The organism is Cylindrospermopsis sp. CR12 (assembly GCF_001432185.1).
Classification (GTDB): Bacteria; Cyanobacteriota; Cyanobacteriia; order Cyanobacteriales; family Nostocaceae; genus Raphidiopsis; species Raphidiopsis raciborskii.
This window is the reverse complement of sequence record NZ_LMVE01000058.1, coordinates 22,407-47,686: the sequence shown is the minus strand read 5'-3', so window position 1 is coordinate 47,686 and position 25,280 is coordinate 22,407. Positions and strand designations below refer to the sequence as shown.

General features: G+C 40.6%; 18 protein-coding genes, 1 tRNA gene and 1 pseudogene. 8 read left to right on the top strand and 12 right to left on the bottom strand.

The genetic code is table 11. The features are described 5' to 3' along the window. Positions 1–8: 8 nt before the first annotated feature. Positions 9–1,049 (top strand): PstS family phosphate ABC transporter substrate-binding protein, encoded by a 1,041-nt coding sequence (locus tag ASL19_RS07835; protein WP_057177914.1) that lies wholly within the window; start codon positions 9–11, stop codon positions 1,047–1,049. 322 nt (positions 1,050–1,371) lie between these two features. Here the strand turns inward: ASL19_RS07835 and ASL19_RS07830 are convergent, their stop codons facing one another. The 5 genes from ASL19_RS07830 to pflA all read right to left on the bottom strand — a co-directional run bounded on the left by ASL19_RS07830 (position 1,372) and on the right by pflA (position 10,477). After that, on the bottom strand, positions 1,372–4,140 hold the full coding sequence (locus ASL19_RS07830; protein WP_057177913.1) for a bifunctional acetate--CoA ligase family protein/GNAT family N-acetyltransferase: 2,769 nt from the start codon (positions 4,138–4,140) through the stop codon (positions 1,372–1,374). 36 nt (positions 4,141–4,176) lie between these two features. Continuing rightward, the gene (locus tag ASL19_RS07825) at positions 4,177–4,623 is read right to left on the bottom strand and encodes a hydrogenase maturation protease (protein ID WP_006278677.1); all 447 of its coding nucleotides are present in this window, start codon (positions 4,621–4,623) and stop codon (positions 4,177–4,179) included. A gap of 33 nt (positions 4,624–4,656) precedes the next feature. Then, the gene (gene pflB, locus ASL19_RS07820; protein ID WP_057177912.1) at positions 4,657–6,933 is read right to left on the bottom strand and encodes a formate C-acetyltransferase; all 2,277 of its coding nucleotides are present in this window, start codon (positions 6,931–6,933) and stop codon (positions 4,657–4,659) included. A 61-nt stretch (positions 6,934–6,994) separates the two neighbouring features. Next, complete coding sequence (adhE, locus tag ASL19_RS07815) at positions 6,995–9,610, bottom strand: bifunctional acetaldehyde-CoA/alcohol dehydrogenase (RefSeq protein ID WP_057177911.1); 2,616 nt, start codon at positions 9,608–9,610, stop codon at positions 6,995–6,997. A 96-nt stretch (positions 9,611–9,706) separates the two neighbouring features. Beyond that, entirely contained in the window at positions 9,707–10,477 is a 771-nt protein-coding gene (gene pflA / locus ASL19_RS07810) for a pyruvate formate-lyase-activating protein (RefSeq protein WP_057177910.1), read from the bottom strand. Positions 10,478–10,926: 449 nt separating this feature from the next. Here pflA and ASL19_RS07805 point away from each other — a divergent pair, with 449 nt between their 5' ends. Further along, entirely contained in the window at positions 10,927–11,304 is a 378-nt protein-coding gene (locus ASL19_RS07805; protein WP_006278681.1) for a pentapeptide repeat-containing protein, read from the top strand. On the opposite strand, the gene mnmE is transcribed toward ASL19_RS07805, so the two are convergent. Beyond that, positions 11,263–12,645 carry a tRNA uridine-5-carboxymethylaminomethyl(34) synthesis GTPase MnmE gene (gene mnmE, locus ASL19_RS07800; RefSeq protein WP_057177909.1) on the bottom strand — a complete coding sequence of 461 codons (1,383 nt, stop codon included), beginning with the start codon at positions 12,643–12,645 and terminating at the stop codon, positions 11,263–11,265. The genes ASL19_RS07805 and mnmE overlap by 42 nt on opposite strands. 11 nt (positions 12,646–12,656) lie before the next feature. Between mnmE and ASL19_RS07795 the strand changes: the two genes are divergently transcribed. Genes ASL19_RS07795 through hpnH form a run of 3 tightly spaced genes read left to right on the top strand, consistent with a single transcriptional unit; the run spans position 12,657 to position 14,924 of the window. Continuing rightward, complete coding sequence (locus ASL19_RS07795) at positions 12,657–12,857, top strand: hypothetical protein (protein WP_057177908.1); 201 nt, start codon at positions 12,657–12,659, stop codon at positions 12,855–12,857. Between the two features lie 52 nt (positions 12,858–12,909). Continuing rightward, positions 12,910–13,896 (top strand): hopanoid-associated sugar epimerase, encoded by a 987-nt coding sequence (gene hpnA, locus ASL19_RS07790; protein ID WP_057177907.1) that lies wholly within the window; start codon positions 12,910–12,912, stop codon positions 13,894–13,896. Between the two features lie 11 nt (positions 13,897–13,907). Then, positions 13,908–14,924 carry an adenosyl-hopene transferase HpnH gene (gene hpnH, locus ASL19_RS07785; RefSeq protein WP_057177906.1) on the top strand — a complete coding sequence of 339 codons (1,017 nt, stop codon included), beginning with the start codon at positions 13,908–13,910 and terminating at the stop codon, positions 14,922–14,924. A gap of 84 nt (positions 14,925–15,008) precedes the next feature. Here hpnH and ASL19_RS07780 read toward each other — a convergent pair whose 3' ends face one another. The 3 genes and pseudogenes from ASL19_RS07780 to ASL19_RS17475 all read right to left on the bottom strand — a co-directional run. After that, the gene (locus tag ASL19_RS07780; RefSeq protein ID WP_057177905.1) at positions 15,009–16,556 is read right to left on the bottom strand and encodes an AAA family ATPase; all 1,548 of its coding nucleotides are present in this window, start codon (positions 16,554–16,556) and stop codon (positions 15,009–15,011) included. Between the two features lie 156 nt (positions 16,557–16,712). After that, positions 16,713–18,257: an AAA family ATPase gene (locus ASL19_RS07775; protein ID WP_057177904.1), complete on the bottom strand. Its 1,545-nt coding sequence runs from the start codon at positions 18,255–18,257 to the stop codon at positions 16,713–16,715. A 192-nt stretch (positions 18,258–18,449) separates the two neighbouring features. Further along, a pseudogene (locus ASL19_RS17475) lies at positions 18,450–18,512 on the bottom strand (photosystem II protein D1); the annotation flags it as partial. A 6-nt stretch (positions 18,513–18,518) separates the two neighbouring features. On the opposite strand from ASL19_RS17475, the gene ASL19_RS18925 reads away from it, so the two are divergent. Further along, positions 18,519–18,857, top strand: coding sequence for a Uma2 family endonuclease (locus tag ASL19_RS18925; RefSeq protein ID WP_341275337.1), 339 nt, complete (start codon positions 18,519–18,521; stop codon positions 18,855–18,857). Here ASL19_RS18925 and plsY read toward each other — a convergent pair. Together plsY and ASL19_RS07765 are read right to left on the bottom strand one after the other, a co-directional pair. Next, a complete protein-coding gene (gene plsY / locus ASL19_RS07770) occupies positions 18,754–19,437 on the bottom strand; it encodes a glycerol-3-phosphate 1-O-acyltransferase PlsY (protein ID WP_057177903.1) in 684 nt (227 codons plus the stop codon). The two genes, ASL19_RS18925 and plsY, sit on opposite strands and share 104 nt — an antisense overlap. A gap of 17 nt (positions 19,438–19,454) precedes the next feature. Further along, positions 19,455–20,612, bottom strand: a complete 1,158-nt coding sequence (locus tag ASL19_RS07765; protein WP_057177925.1) for a DUF3086 domain-containing protein — start codon at positions 20,610–20,612, stop codon at positions 19,455–19,457. 153 nt (positions 20,613–20,765) lie between these two features. On the opposite strand from ASL19_RS07765, the gene ASL19_RS07760 reads away from it, so the two are divergent. Further along, positions 20,766–20,837: transfer RNA gene (locus ASL19_RS07760), tRNA-Gln, on the top strand. Positions 20,838–20,921: 84 nt separating this feature from the next. Beyond that, a complete protein-coding gene (locus tag ASL19_RS07755) occupies positions 20,922–22,193 on the top strand; it encodes a hypothetical protein (RefSeq protein WP_006278690.1) in 1,272 nt (423 codons plus the stop codon). A gap of 159 nt (positions 22,194–22,352) precedes the next feature. Here ASL19_RS07755 and ileS read toward each other — a convergent pair whose 3' ends face one another. After that, complete coding sequence (gene ileS / locus ASL19_RS07750) at positions 22,353–25,244, bottom strand: isoleucine--tRNA ligase (protein WP_057177902.1); 2,892 nt, start codon at positions 25,242–25,244, stop codon at positions 22,353–22,355. Positions 25,245–25,280: the final 36 nt, after the last annotated feature.

Below are 25,280 nucleotides of genomic sequence, written 5' to 3'. Positions count from 1 at the left end.
AACTACTTATGACTCAAAAAAACCAAACCTTAATTAATCTGCTATCTCTAGTTGCTACCACCACCCTAATTTTTGGAGGTTCATGGTTTCTAATGGAACGGTGGGGACAAATTGTGAACCATCAAACTAATAATCAAAACTCAGCCCAAAAATTTAATATTTTCAAGGTTTTTAACACTTGTGATATATCAAACTCACTAGAAGGAACATATAGCTATGGTGGAAGTACAACCTGGGCACCCGTGCGTACAATTGCTGATAGTATTTTGCAGCGGAATTGCCCCCAGTTTATCCTGCGCTACACCCAACCTGTAAATCAGAGTCCAGGTTCAGGAACAGGTATTCGAATGTTGATAGATAATCAACTAACTTTTTCTCAGTCTTCCCGTCCATTAAAACCAGAAGAAAATGTCAAAGCTCAACAAAAAGGTTTTAGTCTGCGAGAGATTCCTGTGGGAATTGATGGCATTGCGATCGCAGTTAATCATAGTTTGAATATTCCTGGACTAACCATTGTTCAAATCAAAGATATTTATACCGGTAAAATTACCAATTGGCAACAGGTAGGGGGTCCTAATTTAGGGATTAAGCCCATCTCTCGTGATAAACAAGCTGGCGGTACAGTGGAGTTTTTTGTGGAAAATATCCTAAATAAGGAGAACTTTGGCGCTCAGGTAATTTATATTGGTACGACAACGGAAGCTCTGAGGAAAATAGATGCTACTCCCGGGGGAATTTACTATGGTTCTGCACCCGAGGTTGTTCCCCAATGTGGGGTCAAATCCTTACCAGTGGGTAGAGTTAGTGGAAAATTTATAGCGCCCTATCAAAAACCAGAGGTTCCTCGCTTCAACTGTCCTAAAGAGCGCAACCGGTTAAACATTGAAGATTTTCGCAATGGTAACTATCCCATAACCCGAAATTTGTTTGTTATAACTAAGCAGAATAATCAAATAGATCAACAGGTGGGAGAAGCATACGCCAACTGGCTTTTAACCAATGAGGGTCAGGAATTAATTGAAAAATCTGGATTTGTGAGGATTAGATGATGAACACCTCTTAGCCCTGATTCCTTATAGTTTTTAAAAAAATGGTTCAGGTAGTTGGGGCACCATCGCCATCTCTAAAATTGGAGGAATATGAAAAAGTTGAACAAGTATTTGTGAACTTTATTAAATCTGGGATTAGTTCCGTAAATCAAAATAAATCCCAAAAGCGGTCTCCTCAATTTCCAACCTCGATGTCAGACCTTACTAATTAGGGAGGCACAATTATTTGTAGGATGGGTGGAGGAACGAGACCCATGCGGGCGTTGGGTTTCATACTTCAACCCAACCTACGTTCATCTTATATTTAATTCTACCCACCCAGTTATAGATAGATTTCTGCTTTCAAGATAGTTCCATCGTCAGTTGGTAAAATCTCAAAACCTAAGTTTTGACACACCTTCTGCATAGCTATATTTTCCGCTAGGATCTCCGCAAAAATCACAGATATTTTCTCATTCTTGGCTATTTCCATTAACCTTGTGAGAATTTCTGTACCTAACCCGTTGCGCTGGTAACCATCAGTGACCAGCATGGCAAATTCCGCACTATTACTACCATGTAATTTACTTAATCTTCCTACTGCTAAAATTTGCCTCTGTTGAGTGTGTGGATCTTCCTGTTCAGCAATTAAGGCCATTTCTCGGTCATAATCAATAAAACAAATCCTAGTCAGTCTTTCATGGGCAATTCTTTGACTTAGTTTGATTAGATGAAAATAACGAAAATAAATAGTTTCCTCCGATAATGTTTGGTGAAACTTGACCATCAATGGTTCATCTTCAGGACGAATAGGACGAATAATCACCTCCGTGCCATTTTTCAAGCTCCAATTAGCCACGTATTGATGGGGATAGGGACGAATGGCTAATTTGGGTAATTGCTGCTCTTGCACCTCAGCTGGATGTAATACTATTCTTCCATCTAATGCAATTAAACCACCGGGATGATCGGGTGTGGGGGGAATTGCTAATAAAGGATTAATATCTATTTCTTTAATCCACGGTTGTTCTACTACCAAATGACTAAAAACTACTAACAGTTCCTCTAAAGCTTGCATATCAATACTTTGTCTACCCCTGACACCCCTTAAAGCTTGATAAATTTTAGTCTGCTCCATCATCCGACGTGCTAGGGTGGTATTTAGGGGTGGTAGAGCAATAGAACTATCTTGAAAGACTTCTACCAATTGTCCTCCAGTGCCAAATAATAATACTGGACCAAATTGGGGATCCAAGCTACTACCAATAATTAATTCATAGCCATTGGTTTTGACCATGGGTTGTACGGTTACACCTAAAAAATCCTCTGATCTAGCTTTTTCTATAACTGAGGTTTCTATAAAATGATAGGCTTTTTTTACTGATTCAGCATTTCTTAAATTTAACTGAACTCCCCCCACATCTGTTTTATGGGTAATTGTATGGGAATACAATTTTAATACTACAGGATAGCCAATTTTTTCTGCCCACTCTACCGCTTCTTCCGGACTTTGGGCAATGCTTCCTCTTACTACGGGAATACCATAAGCTGCTAAAATTTCCTTGGATTCAAATTCAGTTAAAATTGTTCTTCCCGCTTTTCTAGCTTCTGCAATAATAGTTGTCACTAAACCACAATTGCGAGTATTACTATCACATTCCAATGCGGGTAATACGGGAGTTTCATAAATCCCCTTTAAGTTATAACTATAGCGCCACATATAACTAAATATCCTAGCAGCAGTATCAGGATAGGAATATGTGGGAATCCCCTCAAGGTTGAGAATTTTTTGCCCTTCTGCAATATCCTCTCCACCCATCCAACTGGCTAAAATAGGTTTGTCCTGCATTTGAGAATAGGGCTTTAATTCCTCAGCAATCTTGGTGGGATCAGTCATAGCTTGAGGAGTCAAAATTACTAATAAACCATCACTATTGGTATCCTTACTGGCAATTTCTAAAGCTTTTGTATAACGTTGTGGATCCGCATCTCCCAAAATATCTATGGGGTTATTATGACTCCATTGGGGAGGTAATATATGATTTAAATTTTCCATAGTTTGGGGAGAAATTGCTGCTAGTTCTCCCCCACTTTCTATCAATGAGTCCGTCGCTAATACTCCCGGTCCACCCGCATTGGTGAGAATGGTTAATCTAGGACCTTGAGGATAAGGTTGTTTTGCTAATACTTCTGACATATCAAATAAATCAGAAATACTATTAACCCTTAATACTCCACATCTTTTAAATGCTGCATCTAAAACCGCATCACTTCCTGCTAATGACCCCGTATGGGAAGCTGCTGCTTTTGCTGCTGCTGCTGTACGACCTGCTTTAATTACTATAATTGGTTTGGTTAATGCTACTTCCCGTGCTGCTGATAAAAAAGAACGAGCATTACCAATAGATTCCATATAAATAACTATACTTTTAGTGTGGGGATCGTCTCCTAGATAATAAATTAAGTCTCCCCAACTAATATCTAACATTGAACCTAGGGAAACAAAGGCGCTAAAACCTACATTTTCCTGTAAACTCCAGTCCAAAATTGATGTGCATAATGCACCACTTTGACTCAGAAAACCCACACTCCCTGGTTGGGCCATTTTACTAGCAAAGGTGGCGTTTAAACCAGAAATGGGATTCATCATTCCTAAACAGTTTGGTCCAATAATTCTGATCTTTCCTCCCTGTGCTACAGATAATATTTCTTTCTCTAAAGCAATTCCTTTTTCACCTGCTTCCTTAAAACCAGCAGAAATAATAATTGCTCCTTTGATTCCAGCTTGCACGCAGTCGGCAATAATTTTTGGCACTGTGGGTGCAGGAGTAGCAATTACAGCTAGGTCAATTTTTTCGGAAATATCAAAAATTGTTGGATAGGCTTTTATACCCAATACACTGTGACGATGGGGATTAATGGGGAAAACTGTACCATTGAATGGATTGGTAATTAAGTTCCATAACAAGGTTCTACCCACACTCCCAGGTTTTTCACTTGCACCAATAACTGCTACGGTTTGGGGTGCAAAGATCCCATCCAGTGCACTAGTTTTCTCAGTGCGCAATATATCAGATGCTTTATCTAATCTCAAGGGTATAGATGTTTCCATGACTGCTCCTTGTTTTTTAACATGTACTTACCTCAATCAATGAACTAATGTGTCTAGTTTTTGAGTGATTTTATTGAGGGCGATCCCTATGGCCTTTTTTCCCAGGGGTGAAATAGGGTCACCCAATTGAAATTTTTCTCCTGGGACTATGACTAACCACGCGGAAGGACAATTACCATAGAGAAATTGAGATAAAGTTAGTAGAGATTGTGGATCACTGCTATGGGTGTGAGTGTAATTCAGCGGTGATGGTAATAGTGATTGTACCTGAACCTGATTATACAGGGAATTAATACAAGTGTCCACAAAAATTGCTAATCGAGAATTAGCTATGGGTTCAGCTAGTTCAGGTGTTAACTGGTGAACCGCAAGTGATTGGACGCATGGTAAACGCCACCTTTGTATCACTTTGGCTATTAGTGGTCCTATTCCGTCATCACCAAATAATTCGTTACCATAACCAATGACTATTGCGGTTCCCATAGTTTTTACCTTTTTTATCAGAATTGTTGGATGTTAAATGCTTTTGTGGAATGTCCGTTTAATCACATCTAATTGCTGTTCCCGAGTTAACTTAATGAAATTTACAGCATATCCAGAAACACGAATTGTCAGTTGAGGATATTTTTCTGGATGTTCCATAGCATCAACAAGTATATCTTGGTCTAGAACGTTGACATTGATATGATGACCACCATTATAGAAATAAGCATCCAGCATTCCTCGTAGATTATTAATTTTGTCTTGGGAATTTTTACCTAAAGCATTGGGAACAATAGAAAAAGTGTAAGAAATTCCATCTTGAGCGTGTTGATAAGGAAGTTTGGCTACGGATTCTAAAGATGCGATCGCTCCTTTTGTATCTCTACCATGTAGGGGATTTGCTCCGGGAGCAAAAGGTTCGCCAGCTTTTCTCCCATCAGGGGTGTTACCAGTTATTTTGCCATAAACCACATTGGAGGTAATGGTCAAAATTGATTGGGTTGGTACTGCTTGACGATAGGTTTTTTGTTGACGCAGTTTATCCATAAAACTGCGAACAAGATTGACAGCTATTTCGTCAACTTGATGGTCATTATTACCAAACTGAGGATAATTCCCCTCAATAGCATAATCTATTGCCAAGCCTTTTTCATCTCGAATTACCTTGACTTTGGCATATTTAATTGCTGAAAGGGAATCTACTACTACGGATAAGCCAGCAATTCCACAAGCCAAGGTTCGATAAATATCACGATCATGTAACGCCATTTCCAAACGTTCATAACAGTATTTATCGTGCATATAGTGAATCACATTGAGCGTGTTTACATATAACCTAGCCAACCAGTTCATAATTTTATCAAACTTATCTACTACTTCTGAGTAATCCAAATATTCTGAAGTAATGGCATCAAAACCTGCAACAATTAACTGCCCAGTTTTTTCATCTTTACCACCATTAATAGCATATAATAAAGCCTTAGCTAAGTTGGCACGAGCTCCAAAAAATTGCATTTGTTTACCAATTTTCATGGCAGAAACACAGCAAGCAATGCCATAATCATCCCCATATTCTGGGCGCATGAGATCATCATTTTCGTACTGAATGGAACTGCTGTTAATAGATACCTTGGTGCAAAAATGTTTAAAATTAATCGGCAAATCCTGTGACCACAAGATAGTTAAATTTGGTTCTGGTGCAGTGCCTAAATTAGATAAGGTGTGGAGAAATCGGAAACTAGTTTTTGTCACCAGAGTCCTACCATCTTCACCCATTCCACCAATACATTCTGTTACCCAGGTGGGATCACCGGAGAATAATTGATTATATTCAGGCGTTCTTAAAAACCTTACCATGCGCAGTTTAATTACAAAATGATCGATGATTTCCTGAGCTTCAGATTCTGTCAGAATCCCATTTTTTAAATCGCGATGAAAGTAGATATCTAGGAATGTAGAAACCCTACCCAAGGACATAGCTGCACCATTTTGTTCTTTAACAGCACCCAAATAAGCAAAGTATGTCCACTGTACAGCTTCCTTAGCACTAGCAGCAGGTAAACTAATATCAAATCCGTGGCTATTAGCCATAACTTTCAATTCTGTTAAGGCTCGAATTTGCTCAACAAGTTCCTCATGTAGTCTAATTGTAGACTCTAGCATATCATCTGATTCTAATGAGGCTAACTGTTCTTTTTTATCCAGAATTAACCGATCAACTCCATACAATGCTACCCGACGATAATCACCAATAATTCTTCCTCTCCCATAAGCATCTGGTAATCCAGTAATAATCCCAGAATGTCTAGCCAATTTCATTTCTTGGGTGTAACCGTCAAAAACACCATCATTATGGGTTTTACGATATTTTGTGAATGTTTCTTCCGTTTGAGCATCAAGGTGATAACCGTAGGATTCTAAGGAGTTTTTTACCACCCGAATACCACCAAAAGGCATAATAGCTCGTTTTAGGGGTTTTTCCGTTTGTAACCCCACAATCTGCTCTAGATGAGAATCAATATAACCGGGAGCATGAGAAACAATATTTGATGGCACTTTAGTATCAGCATCTAAGATTCCTTTTTCTCGCTCTAATTTCATCAAATCACAGACCATAGTCCATAATTTCTGAGTGCGTTCAGTTGGAGCAGTTAAAAAGCTATCATCTCCCGTATAGGGTTGATAATTACATTGAATAAAATCCCGAACATTAATTTGTTCATCCCAGTTACCACCACAAAAATCTTGCCACTGTGGATGTAAATTACTGTCGGATATATTTTGCGTTGAATGTTCTACATTTGCTATCATAATTACCTCCAATGTCATCTAATTCAATTCTCACATATTCCCCATTTCCCTCTCTTATTTATTAACCCAAATTTCCCCAATAGGCTTTGATATACAAATCTTGTAAATCACTAATCAGTGGATAACGGGGATTAGCACCTGTACATTGATCATCAAATGCTTGCTCAGCCATTGTTTCTAATTTCTCGTAGAAAGTTTTTTCATCAGTTTTAATCACATCCTTAATAGTTGCTGGAATCTCCACATCCTGTTTCAGTTTTTCCACAGCAGCAATTAATAGATCTACCTTCTCATCTTCCGTAGCACCTCCCAAATGTAAGTGATCTGCAATTTTGGCATAGCGCCACTTGGCATTTGGATATTCATATTGGGGAAAAATAGCCTGTTTAAAAGGTGCATCGGTTGCATTGTAGCGAATCACGTGGGAAATCATCAAAGCATTAGCTAGGCCATGGGGAACATGGAATCGGGCACCTAGTTGATGGGCAAGGGAATGACATATACCCAAAAAAGCATTTGCAAACGACATGCCAGCTATTGTAGCTGCATAATGAACTTTTTCTCTAGCTTTAGTATCTTTAACTCCATTTTTATATGCAGATGGTAAGTATTTAAACAGTAGTCGAATTGCTTCTAAAGCCAATCCCTTAGTGTATTCAGAAGCGCAGATAGAAACATAGGATTCAAGAGCATGAGTCAGCGCGTCAATTCCACCATAAGCTGTTAGTGACTTAGGCATATTTAGCACTAATTCCGGATCCACAATTGCCATACTAGGAGTTAGTGCATAATCAGCTAAAGGGTATTTGATCCCCGTTCGATCATCCGTCACCACTGCAAATGGTGTCACTTCTGAACCGGTTCCTGATGTGGTTGGAATGGCGACAAATATGGCTTTTTGTCCCAAGCTAGGTAGTTCGTATACTCGTTTGCGAATATCCATAAACCGCATCGCTAACCCATCAAATTCCGTTTCTGGATGTTCATACATTAACCAGATCACCTTAGCTGCATCCATTGGGGAACCACCACCAACTGCAATAATTACATCTGGTTGAAAACCATTAGTTTGAGCTAGTCCTTTATGAATCGTAGTTAAAGATGGATCAGGTTCCACATCACAAAACACCTGGGTCTTAATGCCAATTTCTTCCAGTACGCTGCTGACTTTAGTTGCGATTCCCAATTCAAATAATGGTTGATCTGTAATAATCAAAGCCCGACTTTTCCCTCTTAAGTCCCCTAGTGCAACTGGTAAACAACCATATTTGAAATATACTTTTGGGGGAACTCGAAACCATAACATGTTCTCCCGTCTTTCCGTTACAGTTTTGATGTTGATCAGGTGACGGGGACCCACATTATCACTAACGGAATTGTTTCCCCAACTACCACACCCTAAAGTAAGGGAGGGATCAAGACGAAAGTTATATAAATCACCAATTGCACCTTGAGATGAAGGCGTATTAACTAACACTCGACTAGTGCGCAGGGTATTTTCAAACTCCGTAATTCTATCTCGTCTTTCTGGTGCTGTATAAAGGACAGAGGTGTGTCCCATTCCAGCAAACTCAATTAATTTTTCAGCTATAGTTACAGCTTCCAGAAAATTTTTGGCTCGGTACATAGCTAAAATGGGGGAAAGTTTCTCATAAGATAATGGTTCCTGGGTGCCCACTTCATCTACTTCTGCAATTAAAACTTTAGCTTCTTTAGCTATATCTAGTCCAGACATTTGAGCCAATTTGGCCACAGATTGACCAACTATTTCTGGATTTAACCGACCATTAATGAAAATTAAATCTCTAATCTTTTGCTTTTCTAGGTCATTTAAGAAGTAAGCACCACGGCTAAAAAATTCTTGTCGCACATCTTCGTAAACATCATCTAAAACTATTACGGATTGCTCACTAGCACAAATCATGCCATTGTCAAAAGTCTTGCTAATCAAAATTGAAGAGACTGCCATTTTAATATGGGCAGTTTCATCAATTACTGCTGGGGTATTACCCGAACCCACACCCAAGGAAGCATGACCTGAAGAATAAGCTGCACGAACCATTGCAGGTCCACCAGTGGCTAGAATTAAATTTATCTGTGGATGCTGCATTAACTGTTGTGATAATGCTACTGTTGGTTCATCAATCCATCCAATAATTCCTGCAGGAGCTCCAGCTGCTACTGCAGCATCCAGAACTATTTTGGCCGCTTCAATTGTGCATTTTTTGGCACGAGGATGGGGTGAAAAGATTATCCCATTACGGGTTTTAAGAGCCAGTAAGGCTTTAAAAATAGCAGTTGAGGTGGGGTTGGTAGTGGGTACAATCCCTGCTAATATGCCCACAGGTTCGGCAATTCGCTGAATTCCAAACTGTTTATCATCTTCGATAATGCCACAGGTTTTTTCATTTTTGTATTTGTTGTAGATATATTCGGAGGCAAAGTGGTTCTTAATTACTTTATCTTCTACAACCCCCATTCCTGTCTCTTCTACTGCCATTTTGGCCAGGGGTATTCTCCCCGCATTAGCAGCACGAGCAGCTTGTTTAAAAATGTGATCTACCCGTTCTTGGGTATATTCGGCATATTTGGCTTGAGCTGTTTTAACCTCTTGAATGAGAATTTGTAGATCTTCTGAAGTTTTGACTGGGTTTGTAGTTTTTTGGGTTGTATACATGGTGGTAATTTTAGTAAATTTATGAGCTATATAGGTTGTCAACTTAGGTATGGAAAATTGGGTGTCAGTTACTTGATTTGTTTTTAAAAATCCGATTCATTCCACCTTAACTCCATAGTGCTTGAAAATATCTTTGACTTTCTCTATTTCTTCCAGACTAGGAGGAATAGTATTCCCCAGTTCATAGTGATATCCTAGTTCATGCCATTTGTATTCACCTAATTTGTGAAAAGGTAAAATTTCTACTTTTTCCACATTGTTTAATTGGGATACAAACTTTGCTAGTTGATGGACGTTTTCATTACCATCTGTCACATGGGGAACTAGAACAAATCTTACCCATGTTGGCTTATTAATCTCCTGTAAATATTCGGCAAATCTCAAGGTTGGTTCGATGGAAACTCCCGTAACATGAAGATAGGTGTTAGGATCAAAAGACTTGATGTCTAATAAAACTAGGTCTACAAATTCTAGTACGGACTTGGAGGTGGTTAAATCGGGAAATCCAGAAGTATCTAAGGCAGTATGAATGTTTAATTTTTGACACTGACGAAAAACCTCTCGGACAAATTCCGGTTGTAATAGGGGTTCACCACCACTAATGGTAACTCCCCCACCAGTAAATTTCATGTAGGACCTATATTTTTCTATTTCTGTGACTAGTTCTCCTACAGTTATTTCTTTTCCTGTTTTCATGTCACGGGTGTCAGGATTGTGACAATACAAACATCTTAATAAACAGCCTTGGGTGAAAACGACAAATCTTATACCTGGACCATCCACCGTACCACAGGTTTCTAGTGAGTGAATGTGACCTAATATTTGAGAACCCGAATGATTGAGACTTTGAGAAGTTCTGGCATTCATGGGATATATAATACAATTAGACAGATTGGTGAATTCAAAGATCTGTTTTCTTTCATATTAAGTAGGCAAAATTATACATTAGCATTTGTTTGTGTTTTACCTGTGGGAAAACAATTGCCAGTGACCATTTTTGAGTCAAAGTCAACTGAATTAAATGTTTTAGTATATGATGATGTACATGAGTTATTCCGTATACAGGACATAGAGAGATTTGAATCGCCTACCGGTATTTCTAAGTGTTGATACATTTTGCACCCCCTAAGTTGTCGTGAATGTGATAAAATTGCGATTATAAGGTAGTCAACAACCAGAAATTCTAAATTCTGCTGATTGATTTTTGATTTACCTTAAGACTACTGGCAAAATTTGAGGAACTTGTGAGGAAACATCCCCAAAAATTAATAAATTAAACCAAAATCTTCATGAAGTTATAAATGTGAGGCTTTTATATGTCCGAAGTAAGTACTCCACGTCCAATTAATAGTGCTGATGAACTGGTGAAAAGTTACACGGGGGGAATCAGATATTTCCAAAATGCACAATTAATGGGAGCTGATTTGCATAATCTGGATTTAAAGGGTTCCGATTTAAGTTATGCCGATTTGAGCAGGGCTAATCTAAGTAATGCTAATTTGCGCGGATGCGATTTAAGCTATGCTGACCTAAGTGATGCGAACTTAGAAGATGCAGATCTGCGGGGCGCTATGCTCTTTTATACAAATTTACGCCAGGCTAATTTACGGGGTGCTAAGTTAGATAATGCTGATTGCAATAAAAACTCTCCTCTATTTCCCAATACAGAATCTACTAAAGATAAGATCCAATAATGATTCGGTTACTTCTTCTCCGGTAATTTCTCCCAGTGCGTGAATTGCTCCTCTTAAATCAATTGTCCAAAAATCCAGGGGTAATTGGTCTACAATGGTTTTCTGCACTTGTACTAGATCTATTTGAGCTTTGATTAGAGCTGCTGCTTGTCTTTGATTAATAGCTAGGTCTAGATCCCCAGCTACAATCTTTTGAGTTTGTACTACTTCTAGAATCGCTTGCTCTAAATCTTCAATTCCTCGGTTTTGAGCAGCAGCAGTTTTCACCGCTTTCTCTATGTTTGGACTACATATACCCCCTAAATCTTCCACTAGATCAATTTTGTTGATAACTAGGATCAATGGACGGTGTTTTACTTGTTGATAAATTTCCTCATCTCCACTTTGCCAACCCGCTGTAGCATCAATGGTCAATAATACTAAATCCGCACTGTTAGCAGCTTGACGGGAACGCTCAACCCCAATTTTTTCCACCTGATCTACTGTTTCCCTAATTCCCGCAGTATCCAAAACTTGAATGGGTATTCCCCCCACCACTAACTGGGACTCTACTATATCCCGGGTGGTACCCGGTAAATCGGTCACTATAGCGCGATCGCATTGACTCCAAGCATTTAACAAACTAGATTTTCCCACATTAGGACGACCAACAATAGCAACTTTTAAACCGCTTCTTAATAATTCACCTTTCTCTTTAGTGCTCAATAACCTAGCAATTTTCACACTAATTTGATTTATTTGAGTAATTATTCTTTCCTGGTCTAGAGGGGGTAAGTCCTCTTCAAAGTCAATTCTAGCTTCTATCTCCGCTAAAATATCCAAGCACTGATTACGTAGGGATCTAATCGGTTGAGCCAATTTCCCCCGCAAACCCGCTAATGCTGTTTGTGCTGCTTGAGGAGATTTAGCACCCACTAAATCAGCTATGCTCTCAGCTTGGGTTAAATCCAATCTACCATTTAAAAAAGCTCTCAGGGTAAATTCCCCCGGTTGAGCTAATCTTGCACCATTTTCTAAACACAGCTGTAATACCTGTTGTACTGGTATGATTCCCCCATGACAATGAAATTCTACCACGTCTTCCCTAGTGAAAGACCGAGGTGCTTTCATAATCAGTAATAAAGCTTCATCTACAACCTGTTTGGTTTCAGGTTGACGCACAAACCCATACAAAATCCGGTGACTTTCCCAAATCTGTTTCCCTGGAGTATAAAATAAAGTATGGGCGATCGCCATTGCTTGGTCACCCGAAACCCGCACAATACCCACACTACCCTGTTGGGGAACAACAGCAGTAGCTATAGCGGCGATCGTCCCAGCATGAGATAATAACTTTGTCATAAAAACTAACTATGGAACCAACAATTAATTGCGCCGAAGCCTGTGTTAATGGCTGTGTACTAGGAGATAAATGTCCCCATACTGAGTATAGAGCAGCCACAACAAAATTCATTCAGGACACCCCCCTCGATAAAATGTTAGAAATAGCTGAGGAGAGACTGCGGAAAAAGATAATGGAACCACCCAAATGGGTTTTTCCTGAAGATCCCTAAGATTAACATCCAAACTAGAGATACAAAATTGACGAGATAGAGGGGGGATAACATGCGGGCTTTTGTCACTGGTGGTACGGGTTTTGTAGGTGCTCACGTAGTTAGATGTTTACTGCAATCGGAATATAAAGTAACAGCACTAGTACGTAAAAATAGCCGCCTAGAAAACTTAAAGGGTTTAGAAATAGACATGGTGATAGGGGATCTGAATGACCCAGGAATCTGGGAGCAGATGCGGGGTTGTCATTACCTGTTTCACCTAGCAGCTCATTATTCCCTGTGGCAAAAAGACCGTCACTTATTATATCATCATAATGTAGAGGGGACGCGCAATCTTTTAAGATCAGCTCAAAAAGCGGGAATTGAACGGACAGTTTATACCAGCTCTGTAGCAGCTATAGGAGTGGGAAAGTCAGGAGAAATTGTAGATGAGACTCACCAAAGTCCCTTAAACAAACTAGTAGGAGATTATAAAAAGTCCAAATTTCTAGCAGAGCAGGTGGCAAAAACAGCTGTTCAAGAAGGTCAAGACATAGTAATAGTCAATCCTAGCAGTCCCATAGGTCCTTTAGACATTAAACCCACACCCACAGGAGATATTATTCTCAGATTTTTGCGCCAGCAAATGCCAGCTTACGTAAACACAGGTTTAAACTTTATTGATGTGCGAGATGTAGCTCAAGGACATTTACTGGCCCTAGAAAAAGGAAAAACAGGCGATCGCTATATTTTAGGGAATGAAAATCTGAGTTTAAAACAACTGCTAGACACACTATCAGAAATCACAGGAATCAAAGCACCACAATTGTCCCTACCATCTTTTATCCCATTAAGTGTAGCTTGGATAGAAGAGAAGGTTTTGGCACCTTTAGGAAAAACCCCCACAGTTCCTATAGACGGAGTTCGCATGGCACAGCAACCAATGTATTATAATGCTTCCAAGGCCATCCGCATCTTAGGACTACCCCAGTCTTCTGTTCGGGTAGCACTCCAAGATGCTGTCCGTTGGTTTGTGTCTAATGGTTATGTAAAATACTAGAGGGGTTTTGTATGGCAATTAATCTGCAACAAGCGATGGATATTGGGAAGTACCTATTCAAACAACGTCTATCAGGAAAAAAACGCTTCCCTTTAGTTTTGATGTTAGAACCACTGTTTCGTTGTAACTTAGCCTGTTCAGGGTGTGGAAAAATCCAGCATCCCACGGAAGTTCTTAAACAAAACTTGTCACCAGAGCAGTGTTTTGCAGCAGTGGAAGAATGTGGTGCACCAGTAGTTTCCATTCCGGGAGGAGAACCCCTATTACACCCACAAATTGATCAAATTGTCCAGGGTTTAGTAGATCGTAAAAAATACGTATACTTATGTACCAACGGATTGCTTTTAGAAAAGAGCCTGCATAAGTTCAAACCATCTCCCTATCTTACCTTTAGTGTTCATTTAGATGGAATGAAAGAGTGGCATGATCACTGTGTAGATAGAAAAGGAGTGTTTGATGTTGCTGTAGCGGCAATTCGTGCTGCTAAATCCCAAGGTTTTCGCGTTACAACCAACACCACTATTTTCACCGGTTGTAATGTAGAAGAAATGCAAGGGTTCTTTGATTTTCTAGAAACCTTGAAAGTTGATGGGATGATGATTTCTCCCGGTTACAGTTATGAATGGGCTCCAGACCAAGATCACTTTTTACAAAGGGAACAAACTAGAGCATTATTCCGAGAAATTCTCGCCCCCTATCAATCAGGAAAGAAAAACTGGAACTTCAATCACAACCCCCTGTTTTTGGATTTTCTCATTGGTGAGAAGGACTATGAATGTACTCCTTGGGGTAGTCCCAGTTACAGTGTTTTGGGATGGCAAAAACCCTGTTACCTATTAAACGAAGGTTATTATCAAACTTTCCAAGAGTTGCTAGACCAAACCGATTGGAGTAAGTATGGGCGCGCTAGTGGTAATCCTAAATGTGCCGATTGTATGGTGCATTGTGGTTATGAACCAACTGCAGCAATAGATGCTATGCAACCACAAAATATAGCTCGTTCTCTCAGCACTGTTTTTGGTAGATAAGCATAAATGGGGCGATCTAGCCCCTGTCCCTAGATATGGGGGGAAGATCCAACATTAATTATTTAAACAACAATGGCAATCGCCCTAACTGCGAATGACAGTAATGGTTCGTCCCCCCGGACTAATAGCTTCCTCCGTACTCATTCTCTCTCCCATGGGTGGTAACCCCGCACGGCGATCAAAAATCACTAACCAACCTGTATCTAATCCTAACCCATCCAGGTATTTATCCAGTTGGGTTAAACCCTTGGTTAACGGATCTAACTTTTCCTTCCGCACCTTTAACTCTATGCCCATCACTACTTTGCCATAGCGTAAACAAATATCCATCCTCCCAGAACCAATGGCATATTCTCGTTCTAACGTACCACCACCATTCACTACCCGATGCAAAAATGCCATTAATACCAAATGGGGAGCAATCTCATGGTAGGGCGCACTTTTGAGCAGTGGTTCCCCATGTTGTCGCCAAAATTCCAAAAAAGAGTCTAATAGGATTTGAGGGTTGAGTGTGCCATCAGGGTTTAACCAGTTGGGTTCCACCGAAGTTAAAGAGGCGATCGCCACGGAGGCTAAAGCTTTAGGTAAAATCTCTCGATAAATAGGGTTAGCAATTTCCAGTCCACCCCCGCGATCGCGACGGCATAAACCCAGATCTAACACGTATCGTAAGTTATCTTCTGGCGTATCAGCTAAGTCTTCACCAGCTAACATAGGTTGAATAATGTCCCTGACCCTATCTTCCCGTAATCTTTCTGCCAAGCTATCTAAATGGGTATCCTGGCGTCGAATCAGAATTTCCTTGGCTTGGTTAATCACTTCAGCAGTAATGGGTTGGGTGATATCTTTCACTAAAACCTGAGTAGCTTGACGAGCTAGGGCGTTAACTAACCACGGTTGTCCATCGGTCAAATAAAATGCCTGGTGGATCGCTTCCGGGGTAAACACCTGTCCCGTAGCTTGCGTATGTTGTAAGTAAAGTTCTTCTACTTCTGATAAAGTAAAATTACTGAGGGTTAAAGACTCAGCCTTGATATTGAAAGGACTGGAAGTATTAAGTCTTTTACTTCCACCGGATTTAACCTTATAGTCCCGCACATCCCGCATACCAATCAACCCCACCGAATGGGGAAACGCCCGGGGACGACGGGGAAAACCTGAACGTAATTGTCTTAAAATAAAGATTAAAGCTTCATCTGTTAGGGAATCTATTTCATCTAAAAAGATTACAAGAGGTCTTGGAGATTGGGTAGACCACTCACTTAAAGTTTTGCCTATTCCTGAGTCTGTTTCACCCTCTGGCCAATAGGATGGTTGTAGTTCTTTGGGTAAGTAAAACTTAATTGCCTGTTTCCATTCTTGTAAAATAACCTGCTCCGCTTGCTGGGGATTATGGGAAAATCCTGATCCTACTTCCACAGAGAGCATGACGGCGGTGTATTCCCCACTATCAGTCAATTCTTGAGCGAGGGCTATCATAGCGGTGGTTTTGCCTACTTGTCGCGGCGCATAAATGATAAAGTAATTTTCTCCATCAATTAGCGCTTTTAACTCCGGTAAGCGAGCGGTGGGGGAGAGCATATAGTGGATGTTAGCTTTACATGGTCCAGCAGTGTTAAAGTGTTTGGGCATGGTGGAGGTTTTGAAAAAATAACCTTAACAACTTTATTCTAGAACCTAAGTAGGTGGGTGGAATTAAATATAAGATGAACGTAGGTTGGGTTGAAGTATGAAACCCAACATTAATGATTTAAACAACAATGGCGACGCATACCCAGTGCTTCGCGACTAACTACGAATAACGGTAATGGTTCGTCCCCCTGGACTAATGACCTCTTCCGTACTAATTCTCTCGCCCATGGGTGGTAATCCCGCACGGCGATCAAAAATCACTAACCAACCTGTATCCAATCCTAGCCCACCCAAGTATTTATCCAGTTGGGTCAAACCCTTGGTTAAGGGATCTAACTTTTCTTTCCGCACCTTTAACTCTATGCCCATCACCACTTTGCCATAGCGTAAACAAATATCCATCCTTCCAGAACCAATGGCATATTCCCGTTCTAACGTACCACCACCATTTACCACCCGATGTAAAAATGCCATTAAAACTAAATGGGGAGCGATTTCATGATAGGGCGCACTTTTGAGTAGTGGTTCCCCATGTTGTCGCCAAAACTCCAGAAATGCTTCCAATAATTCATCGGGTAATAGCTCCCCCTGTTCATTTAACCAACGAGGTTCAATAACTCCAATGGAAGCTCTGGTTGTGTAACTTAACACCAAGGGTAGAACTTCCCGATAAATTGGATTGGCAATTTCCAAACCCTGTCCTCGGTCTCGACACAGTCCTAAATCCAGGACGTAACGAATATCATCCTGGGGTACATCAGGTAAATCTTCACCTGCTAAAATTGGTTCAATAATGGTTTTGACTCTATCTTCCCGTAATCTTTCTGCTAAGCTGTCTAAATGGGTATCCTGGCGCTGAATGAGAATTTCTTTGGCTCGGTTAATGACTTCAGCAGTAATGGGTTGGGTAATATCTTTCACCAAAACCTGGGTAGCTTGACGAGCTAGGGCGTTGACTAACCACGGTTGTCCATCGGTCAAATAAAATGCCTGGTGGATCGCTTCCGGAGTAAACACCTGTCCTGTAGCTTGTGTATGTTGTAAGTAAAGTTCTTCTACTTCTGATAAAGTAAAATTACTGAGGGTTAAAGACTCAGCCTTGATATTGAAAGGACTGGAAGTATTAAGTCTTTCACTTCCACCGGATTTAACCTTATAGTCCCGCACATCCCGCATACCAATCAACCCCACCGAATGGGGAAACGCCCGGGGACGACGGGGAAAACCCGAACGTAATTGTCTTAAAATAAAGATTAAAGCTTCATCTGTCAGGGAATCTATTTCATCTAAAAAGATTACAAGAGGTCTTGGAGATTGGGTAGACCACTCACTTAAAGTTTTGCCTATTCCTGAGTCTGTTTCACCCTCTGGCCAATAGGATGGTTGTAGTTCTTTGGGTAAGTAAAACTTAATTGCCTGTTTCCATTCTTGTAAAATAACCTGCTCCGCTTGCTGGGGATTATGGGAAAATCCCGATCCTACTTCCACAGAGAGCATGACGGCGGTGTATTCCCCACTATCAGTCAATTCTTGAGCTAGAGCTATCATAGCGGTGGTTTTGCCTACTTGTCGCGGCGCATGAATGATAAAGTAATTGCGACCATCAATTAGTGCTTTCAAATCCGGTAGTCGAACCGTTGGGGAGAGCATATAGTGGATATCAGATTGGCAAGGACCAGCAGTATTAAAGTGTTTGGGCATGGTGAGAAGGAGTTTTTAAAAATAACCTTACCGATTTTATTCTAGAACCTCTATAGACCAGCTCATAAGGGATCTTCATTGAAACCAGCACCCAACACCCTCAACTCATGGCATTACTCAAATAATACGCCATAAAAAAAGCCCCCCACCAGGTGAGGAGCTTTTCATTTACCAGTATTGGTTATTAAATTATTAACCGTTGATTGCGGGAGCGGTTAATGCTACAGGTGCTACTTCACCAGCAGCTAGGTCTAAGAAGATATGAGAAACTTTCATATTCCTATGATTGCAGTCAAAGAAGAGAACCAGTATTTCACACCTGAAGAGTATTTTTGTTGGGAAGAACAGCAGTTAGAAAAGCACGAGCTAATCGATGGTCGCGTGTATGCAATGAGTGGTGGCACAAAAAATCACAGTGCGATCGCAATTGATATTTACCACAAAAATGAGACAGGGGATTGGTTAATTCTGAGCTATCGCCCAGGCGATCGCAACGTCAACCTTCCCCGGTTAGTTGTTCTGACTGAGTTTCCACCTTTTGTCCAATTTTTGGTTCTTTACCTGCTAATAGTCTGTCAATATTACTACGGTGACGAATAATTACATACAAACCACCAAGCAAGCTAAATATAATATAAGCCAAGGGTTGTTGAAAAACTACCATCAAAATGGAAACAGCAATTGCACCAGCAATGGAACTTAAAGAAACAATTTTAGATATGGCAATCATCACTACAAACACACCCAGAGTACCTAGACCTACTTGCCAATTTATTGCTAATAAAATACCTAAGCTGGTAGCTACTGACTTACCACCAGTAAAACCTAAAAATATGGACTTGCTATGTCCCAATATTGCCATCAACCCTACTAAGGTGACTAACCACGATTGCCATGCTTCCACATTTAAACTGCTATCCATTAAGTTCAATTGACTACTGTATAATATATACACTAAATTAATGGCTAGAACTCCTTTCAAACAGTCAATGATTAGTACAAAAGCACCTGGACCTTTACCTAAAGTTCTCAAAACATTAGTTGCACCAGTAGAGCCAGATCCGACTTGTCTAATATCAATGCCTTTTAATATTTTACCCACCAGATATCCTGTGGGAAAGGAACCCAATAGATAGGCTAATATAATTACCAACCCACACCACACAAACCAAATAGTCATAATTTACAACCTAGTTATTAGAAATCTTCATCATATCTATCTCGCATCATTTTAGGATCAGGCGCAAAAGCTAACCACAAAGGAAATTGCAATAGTCCTAAACTAACCTGCTCTTCAGAATCATCAATGATAATCAAAGGCATTTGATTAGACTTAATTAGTCTATCCGCCTTTTGGGCTAAAGCGGTAGCTGCTTCAAATAATACCACACCTCTGTCCGGACCAAAATCAGAACGACCAATACCCAAACAATCTTGTAAACCCCTGCGCCATTCCCCTAACCTTTCAGGACTATTCGCTAAAATTAGTGTACGCAGGCGATCGCCATATAGTTTGTGTAGAATTGATACTGCTGCGGAAGAAATCAAAACATTTTGCAGACGACTACTCATGGTTTGTAAAGCACCACGTCCACCCAGAGTAAAAAACCATTTAGAAACTCGTTCTACATGGACGGGTTCAAAAGTGCGTCTTAGTTGCCATGGAGGACCATAATAGTCTGGTTGATTGCGATACTGTTCTAGTAGTCGCTGAATCTGCTTGGTTGTTTCTTGAAACTGTTGTTGAGCGAACTGTACACTAACAGACTGGCTTACATTAGATTTAACTTCTTTGGCAAAATCCTGCTTAACTTCCGTAGTTACCGATTTAAGTTTTTCTGGAATGGGAACAAGAGGTAATTGCTCCGCTGCGGTCACCAAGTCCTGTAAACTCCCTGTGAGGTAGTCCTTAAAACCCTGTACCCGAATTGCCAGATCCTGGGAAGTTCCTGCAAAACTTGTGCGCATTTCATTTTTAATGCGTTCTTGTCTCCGTTCTAATTGCTCCACGGATATTTGTAGATTTTGTTTACGTTGTTCTAAAAGAGATAATGACTCCTGCACTATTCTAGAAAGATTGGTTTGGGTCTCCGATACTTGACTTTGAAGCGCAATATAAGTTACTTGTAGTTGGGAGATTTCCGTTTTTAGTGCAGCTTGAGTAGATTGTAAATCAGCTACCTGTTCTGCTGTAACCGTATACAAAGAATTGAGATGGGGATCTGATTCCACCACCTGACTGACATAAGATTCAATTGGCGATAAAATTTCCGTCGGCGGTGGGGTTACAGGAGTAGTTGGTTCCTCCCACCCGTCATCCGTCAGTTTTGCAGTAGAAGATTCCTCTTGGCTCATAATCTCATCATAAAATAAATCAAGCGAGTCTATCACTATCTTGACATACTCCCTGACCAACAAGGTGACCTTAGATGTTGACAGAAAAAATTTTTTAAAAAAATACTTGACACCATCCCAGGGGTAACTGCTATAGTAGTGAAGTGAAATCAATGGGGCGTAGCCAAGCGGTAAGGCAGCGGGTTTTGGTCCCGCCATCCCTAGGTTCGAATCCTAGCGCCCCAGTTTTTAGCTTCCCAAAAATGCTATAATCACTACCATGAAGTCAAAAAAAACAACCTGCTTCATGGAATACAATAGGAGGGGAGAATGATACCTAATCCCGCTATTATGGGAGCCATAGAAAAGCTCGGCTACCGTGTTACAGTAGGTGATGTAGCTGCTAGATCTGGTTTGGGACTTGCTGAAGCAAATGAAGGAATGTTAGTTTTAGCTGCTGACGCAGGTGGGCATTTACAAGTAGCAGATACGGGGGACATTGTTTATCAATTTCCACAGAATTTTAGAACAATTTTAAGAAACAAGTATGTGCAATTGCGCTTACAGGAGTGGTGGGCAAAGATTTGGCAGGTGCTGTTTTATATAATTAGGATTTCTTTTGGTGTTTTACTGATTGCTTCAATTGTCATCATCACTTTAACTATAATTATCATTATTACTGCCAGCAGCTCAAATCGGGATGAAGATAATAGGGATGGAGGATTTAGGGGATTTGATATCTTCTTTTTTCCAGATTTGTTTTGGTATTTTAGTCCGAATTATTATAGTCAAGAAAGACGAATAGAAAGAAAAGAAAATCGGGGGAATGGGGAGTTAAACTTTTTGGAAGCAGTATTTTCCTTTTTATTTGGTGATGGTAATCCTAACAGCAAATTAGAGGAAAGACGTTGGCAACAAATTGGCAGTGTAATTACTAATAATCAAGGAGCAGTAGTTGCTGAACAAATTGCCCCCTATTTAGATAATTTAGGGGAAAAATACCAACAGGAATATGAAGATTATATGTTACCAGTTTTGGTCAGGTACAATGGTAAACCTCAGGTAAGTCCAGATGGACAAATTGTGTATTATTTTCCTGAATTGCAGGTACAAGCCAGCAAAAAAATAGATGAACCAGTAGATTTATTCTTAGAAGAGAACCCATGGCAATTTAGTGCTGCTAATTCTGGACAAATTATGATGAGTGCCGGTTTGGGAGCGCTAAATCTGGTAGGAGCTTTAGTGCTAGGTAATTTACTCACTCAGACAGTTGGCTTAGAAGCGGGGGGACTAGTAGGTTTTGTGCAAAGTATTTATTGGTTACTGTTGAGTTATGGAATTGGCTTTTTGGGGATACCCTTGGGACGTTATTTTTGGATTCAATCGCGCAACCAAAAAATTGCCAGTCGCAACCGCGAGCGTTTAGAGCGAGTAAGAGTTCTCGCAGATCCTAGTGAGAGTTTACAAAAGAAAATAGACTTCACCCGTAACTTTGCCCAAGAAACAGTTATTGGCAAAGAAAATGTAATTTATGGTAGTGACAGAGATCTGCTAGAACAAGAATTTGAGCTTATTCCCCCTCGTGAACAGGAGGAAGAATAGCTCAATCTCAGCTTAGTTCCATTAAGTAGGGAGGCACAATTTCACAATTATTTGTAGGATGGATTAGCGGTGGCGTAACCCGTGCGGGTGTTGGGTTTCATACTTCAACCCAACCTACGTTCATCTTATATTTAATTCCACCCACCTACTTAGACAGGTCTAAAACTCACCCGCTAGGGACAAAATACATCTCTCACACAACAGGGGATGGTCTGAGGACTCTCCCAGATGAGTGGAATAATTCCAACACCTATCGCATTTCTCTCCCTCCGCATTTACCACCCCTATGGTCCAATTTTCTGTAGTTGTTGTATATTGCAATTGGGAGAGTTGGGTTAAATCCTCTGGGATTTCTACTTGTGATACTATGAGCAGGTATCTCAGTTCATCCACTCCATTCTCCCTATCCGGGTTGAAATGGAAGTCTTTGATGGTTTGAGATAGGGGTGAATGCGAATTGGTAAGGTGAACTAATATTTTGGCCTCTAAGGAGGAACCAATCCTTTTTTCCATCCGCACCTGTTCCAAGACCTTATTAACATCCGTGCGCAGCATCCTCAAAGTATGCCATTTATTTTCCAATTCAGGATTTTTCCACTGGGGATCAACCTTTACCCACCCAGCTTGAAACACTGATTTCTCACTTCTGGAATAGGGAATAAATTGCCAAATGTCTTCCGCAGTATGACACAACACTGGAGCGATCGCCCTGACTAGGTTTTCCAGGGCTATATGTAGGATTGTTTGACAACTGCGCCTTCTAAAACTATCAGCTGCGCTAATATATAATCTATCCTTGGCAATATCCAAATAAAAGTTAGACAGGTCTACAACGCAAAAATTCTGAACTGTTTGGAAAAATCGGAAAAATTGAAAGGTTTCAAAGGCTGCTGTTACTTCACTAAACACCTCGTATATACGATGCAACATGTACCGATCCAATTCCGGCAATTTTTCCAGAGAAACCGCATTTTTTTCCGGGTCAAAGTCATGTAGACTACCCAATAAAAATCTTGCCGTATTACGGATTTTATTCCTGATATCAGCTAGTTGCTTAATGATATTACCCCCTAAACGGACATCCCCGGAATAATCAACGGAGGAAACCCATAATCGCAACACATCTGCACCGTAGGCGGGGTCTTTTTTCTGATCCTTACCACCATTAATGATAATTTGTGGATCTACCACATTACCAATTGACTTACTCATTTTTCTTCCTTGTTCATCAAGGACAAATCCATGGGTCAATACGGTTTTATAGGGAGCAATGCCATTTACTGCTACGCTGGTTAATAGGGAAGACTGGAACCACCCTCGATGTTGATCTGAGCCTTCTAAATACATATCAACGGGATAGGTTAGTTCCTGTCGCTGATTAGCTACAGCTGCCCAAGAAGAACCAGAGTCAAACCACACATCCATAGTATCCATACCTCGACGATATTTATGCCCATTACTACGGTAGGGTTCTGGTAAGAGTTCTGCAATTTCTAGTTCCCACCAAGCATCAGAACCTCGCTGGGCAATAATAGCTTGAACGTGATTAATGGTGTCCTCGTTTAGCAATACCTCCCCCGTTTCTTGGTCGTAGAATACGGGAATAGGAAGACCCCAAGCCCGTTGACGAGAAATACACCAATCCGATCGCTCTGCTACCATGGGGGTAATACGGTTTTCCCCTTGGGGAGGAATCCACCTTACTGAGGCGATCGCCTTTAAAGCATCCTCTCTAAAGCCATGAACTGAAGCAAACCACTGTTCTGTAGCTCGGAAGATAGTTGGTTTATTAGTACGCCAGTCATAGGGATATTTATGTTGATAAGCCTCTTCTTTTAGTAAAGAACCTGCTTGTGCAAGAGCATCAATAATTGCTTGGTTACCTTCCCCTAGAACATTCAAGCCAGCAAATTTACCAGCATCCTGAGTAAAATTACCATTTTCATCTACGGGAGCGAGGATTGGTAAGCCATAACGCTGTCCGACAATGTAATCTTCTTGACCATGACCGGGAGCTGTATGTACCAGACCCGTACCGGAATCGGTAGTAATATAATCACCACCAATAAGCACAGGACTTTCCCGGTCAAATAGGGGATGACGGTAGATAGTATGTTCTAAATCCTCACCAGCAAAACTCACCTGCACTCTCAAATCCACATTGAGAATGGTGGTCAAGCGGGGAACTAAATCAGTGGCCACAATCAGATATTTGTGGTGGAAAAGGGAAGTTTCATTAGGTAAAACCTCCACCACCGCATAATTTAATGACCCATTAACTGCGATGGCTAAATTGCCAGGTATGGTCCAGGGAGTAGTTGTCCACACAGCCAGTGCCAAATCGGGCATAAAATGTGCCAAAACTGATTTCAGCTTTTCCGAAACCTTAATTACTGGAAAAACGGTGTAAATACTCCTAGAAACGTGTCCTTCTGGATATTCTAATTCAGCTTCTGCTAAAGCGGTTTTAGAACTGGGACTCCAATGCACAGGCTTGAGACCTCGGTAGATATATCCTTTTAAGTACATTCTGCCAAATACACCAATTTGGGCGGCTTCATACTCTGGCTGTAGGGTTAAATAGGGATGATCCCAATCACTCCATATCCCATAACGTTTAAAACTATTTAGTTGTTCCCTAACTGCTACTAAAGCAAAATCTTTTGCTTTTTGACGTAACTGTAAGGGAGTGAGATTTTGCCGTTCTGCGGACTTCATAGCTTGCAGGACTTTCAATTCAATTGGCAGTCCGTGACAATCCCACCCAGCCACGTATCTAACTTTACGACCTTGCAGTAATTGGTAACGGTTAATAATATCTTTGAGAATCTTGTTTAAAGCGTGACCAATATGCAATGAGCCATTGGCATAGGGAGGTCCATCATGAAGTATAAATAGTTCGCCCGGGTTTTCTTGAGCCAGGCGCGAGTAAATGTTATTTTCCGCCCAAAATGTTTGGATTTCTGGCTCGCGTTTTATTGCGTTTGCCCGCATATCAAAATCAGTTTGGGGGAGATTAACGGTATCCTTGTACTTTCCAGTTTCGGTCACGGTTTCATGCCTATATATTTGCTGTTATTTGGTCAA